We start from the raw sequence: 3660 nt of genomic DNA, 5'->3' as shown, positions 1-3660 counted from the left end.
GATCGCGGCCGACCAGCAAGATCATCTGATTGGGCAGTCGCAGCACCAGCGCGATAGCGTTGTGGCCTTCTTCGCCTTCCGACCGAGCGCTGCTGTCGCCCGGGGACGGCGCGCTCTGATCGGTGCCACCACCACGCAACCGGTCGAGTTCGCCCTCACCGAAGCGATGGTACGAAAAGGGCTCCGTCGTCCAGCCCTCGGTTTCGATGATTCCCGGCTCCAGGCTCTGCACATTGCCGGTCAGGATCTGGCCGTTGGCGTCGGCGATCAGATAGAGGTTGGCGCCAGGCTGGCGCGAGCGGGCTTCAACCACGCGCACCAGCAACGGCAGGCCGCCATTTTTGTATGCGCGAGCCAAGCCGAGGATCTCGTCATTGATCGTGTCCTGGGTCTGCGCCGTCAGCATGCGCGCCGAGAGCGACGTCATGTAAAAGACGAGCAGCACGGCGCAGAGAGCGAAAAGCAGAAGGTAAAGCGCCGAGAGCCGGGCCGCCGTCGTCTTCATGATGGCCGGCAGGGAAAGAGCCATGTTCGCCTAGATCAGGATGACGATTGGCTGCACGGTAACCCCTTGTTGCAGCATCTTTTCCGAAACGTTCCCTGACTTTCGGTTTGGGATCATGCTCTAGCCGCCTTTCAGCATGTAGCCCGCGCCGCGGATGGTGTGCAGGATCGGTTTGTCGAAACCCTTTTCGATCTTGCCGCGCAGGCGCGAGACATGAACGTCGATGACGTTGGTCTGCGGATCGAAATGATAGTCCCAGACATTTTCCAGCAGCATGGTGCGCGTCACCACCTGGCCGGCGTGGCGCATCAGATATTCCAGCAGGCGGAACTCGCGCGGCTGCAGCGTGATCTCGCGGCCGGCGCGCTTGACCGAATGCGACAGACGGTCGAGCTCGAGATCGCCGACGCGGTAGACGGTCTCGGTTTCCCGGGCGCCGGCGCGACGGTTCAACACCTCGACGCGGGCAAGCAATTCGGAAAAAGCGTAGGGTTTGGTGAGATAATCGTCGCCGCCGGCGCGCAGCCCGGTGACGCGGTCGTCGACCTCGCCCAGCGCCGACAGGATCAGCACCGGCGTGGTGTTGCCGCGCGAGCGGAGCGCTGCGATCACCGACAGCCCGTCGCGGCGCGGCATCATGCGGTCGACCACCATCACGTCATAGTCGCCGGCGTCGGCAAGCGCGAAGCCGGTCTCGCCGTCCCCGGCGACATGGGCGGTGTGGCCCGCCTGGGCGAAGGCTTTCTGCAGGTAGTCCGCAGCCTCGCGGTCGTCTTCCATGACGAGAATCTTCATGGAGCCGTTATACGCGATTTCACTGGAAGGTTGAGGGGCAGCCATGACTCAGCGCCTTTGCGTTCGCCAGCCGCATGTCGTGATCCCAGACCGGTACCCACTTGCGGGCACCGTGCTTGGCAAGCGGCAGCGGGTGATGGGAAACCCGCTGCCGCAGGAGCGAAACACGGTGACTGACTGACGTGCTCGGCCCCATGTTTTCCCGGCGGCGGCTCGGGGGTGTTGAAACCGCCGCAAGGAAAAGTCGCTGAGCAATTCCAGGAAAGGCGTGAAGCGGGTTTCCGTCCGGAATTGCGTCAAACAGAGAGTTAGAGCGGTTCTGCGTTCTCGAGGAGCGATTGAACCGCTCTCTCAGATCAGCCCTTTCCGACCGGCAGCGCGACGAAGCGGTTGCTATCGTCGCGGGTGATCTGCATCAGCACGGCCTTGCGGCCCGACTTGGAGGCATCGGTCATGGCCTTGGAAACGTCGTCGGTAGTGTTCACCTCGTTCGAATTGATCGAGGTGATGACGTCGCCGGGCTGGATGCCGCGGTCGGCCGCATCGCTGTCCGGATCGACATCGGTGACCACCAGGCCCTTGCCGTTTTCCGACTTGGTGACGGTGAGGCCGAGATCGGCAAGCGTATCGGCCTTGGCGGGAGCCGCCTGCTTGTTGCCGTCTTCGTTCGAGGCCTGCTTGTCGCTCGAAGGCAACGTGCCGAGGTCCACCTTGACCGTCTCGTTCTTGCCGTTGCGCCAGACAGTGACATCAACCGACTTGCCCGGCGCATAAGCGCCGATCATGCGGGCGAGTTCCTTCGGCGAGGCGACGTCCTTGCCGTCGACCTGGGTGATGACATCGCCGGCGACGATGCCTGCCTTCTTGCCGGGACCAGCGTCCTGCGCGCTCGAAACCAGCGCGCCCTTGTCCGACTTCAGGCCGAGCGACTCGGCGATGTCGGAGGTGACCGGCTGGATCTCGACGCCGAGCCAGCCGCGCTGGACGGAGCCGTTCTTCATCAGGTCTTCGACCACCTGCTTGGCGGTCGAGGCCGGGATGTCGAAGGCGATGCCGACGCTGCCGCCCGACGGCGAGAAGATGGCGGTGTTGATGCCGATCACCTGGCCGTTGAGGTTGAAGGTCGGACCGCCCGAATTGCCGCGGTTGACCGAGGCGTCGATCTGGATGAAGTCGTCATAGGGGCCGGCGCCGATGTCGCGGCCGCGGGCCGAAACGATGCCTGCGGTGACGGTGCCGCCGAGGCCGAACGGGTTACCGACCGCCACGACCCAATCGCCGATGCGGATCTTGGAGTCGTCGGCGAAGTCGACATAGGTGAACTTGCCGCCGCCATCGACCTTCAGCACGGCGAGGTCGGTGCGCGGATCGGTGCCGATCAGCTTGGCGTCGAGCTCCTTGCCGTCATTGGTGACGACGGTGAAGTCGGAGCCTTCCGAAACCACGTGATTGTTGGTGACGAGGTAGCCGTCCTCAGAAATGAAGAAGCCCGAACCTTGAGCCACGGGGCGCGGCTCGCCATTGCCGTGGTTGCGGTGGTTAAACCGGGGCATGCCGAACTGGCCGCCCTGATCGCCGAAGCCGCGGAACTCCCTGAAGAAGCGGCGCAGCTGCGGATTATCCGGCAGGTTGTCGAAGCCGTTCTGATCGTCGGAGCCGTCATCGGCCGTCGGCTGGATCTTGGCCTTCACCTTGACGCTGACCACCGCCGGCGAGACGCGCTCGACGACGTCGGCGAAGCTCGGAACCTGCGGAGCCTCGACACGCACAGCATCGGCCAGCACGGGCGCAGTGCCGGTGGCAAGCGCGCCTGCGCCGACAGCACCAATCACGGCCAGGGACGCGACAGCCGCCATCAGGCGCTTGCGGGTGCTTGAATATGAATCGGGGGCAATATTCATGGGTCTCGTTTCCTCTTTCGAAGTGGATGCGCTCAGGAGAGCATCCTCGGAAAAGAGACTTAGTGAGGCGCACATTACGGCGCCATTTCCGATATATGAAAATTTTGTAATGTTGGCGCTTTAATCGCGCAGCAGCTTGTCCAGCGCCGCCTGTTCCTCGGCGCTGAGCGTGCTGCCCGGCGCGCGGCGTGAACGGGTGCTGAGCACGATGAAGATGCCGCCGGCCAGAAGCAAAAGCGCCGGGGTGCCCCACAAAAGCGCGTTGCGCAGGCTGAAGCGCGGCTTCAAGAGAACGAACTCGCCGTAGCGCGACACGATGTAATCCATCACCTGCTGGTCGGTATCGCCGGCGACGAGGCGCTGGCGCACGAGGACGCGCAGGTCGCGGGCCAGATCGGCGTCGGATTCGTCGATCGACTGGTTCTGGCAGACCATGCAGCGCAAGCCTTCCGAAAGCGC

3 protein-coding genes and 1 pseudogene are annotated in these 3660 nt (G+C 63.8%); all 4 read right to left on the bottom strand.

Annotation, left to right across the window (positions count from 1 at the left end; genetic code table 11):
- A pseudogene (locus tag EOA49_RS30890) lies at positions 1-529 on the bottom strand (two-component sensor histidine kinase); the annotation flags it as partial.
- A 96-nt stretch (positions 530-625) separates the two neighbouring features.
- Positions 626-1300, bottom strand: coding sequence for a response regulator transcription factor (locus tag EOA49_RS30885; protein ID WP_127241087.1), 675 nt, complete (start codon positions 1298-1300; stop codon positions 626-628).
- 356 nt (positions 1301-1656) lie between these two features.
- Positions 1657-3201 (bottom strand): Do family serine endopeptidase, encoded by a 1545-nt coding sequence (locus tag EOA49_RS30880; protein ID WP_067320983.1) that lies wholly within the window; start codon positions 3199-3201, stop codon positions 1657-1659.
- A 120-nt stretch (positions 3202-3321) separates the two neighbouring features.
- Positions 3322-3660: cytochrome c-type biogenesis protein (locus EOA49_RS30875; RefSeq protein WP_164749346.1), on the bottom strand; the 339-nt coding region annotated here is incomplete at its 5' end.

The sequence above is a fragment of the Mesorhizobium sp. M1A.F.Ca.IN.020.04.1.1 genome (assembly GCF_003997315.1).
Taxonomy (GTDB): domain Bacteria; phylum Pseudomonadota; class Alphaproteobacteria; order Rhizobiales; family Rhizobiaceae; genus Mesorhizobium.
The sequence above is the reverse complement of the archived record's forward strand: the minus strand, read 5'-3'. Positions and strand labels throughout refer to the sequence as shown.

Bases quoted from the DNA above. Each gene is read 5' to 3' on its own strand.
- EOA49_RS30885 (WP_127241087.1), bottom strand. From the start codon at position 1,300: ATGAAGATTCTCGTCATGGAAGACGACCGCGAGGCTGCGGACTACCTG.
- EOA49_RS30880 (WP_067320983.1), bottom strand. From the start codon at position 3,201: ATGAATATTGCCCCCGATTCATATTCAAGCACCCGCAAGCGCCTGATG.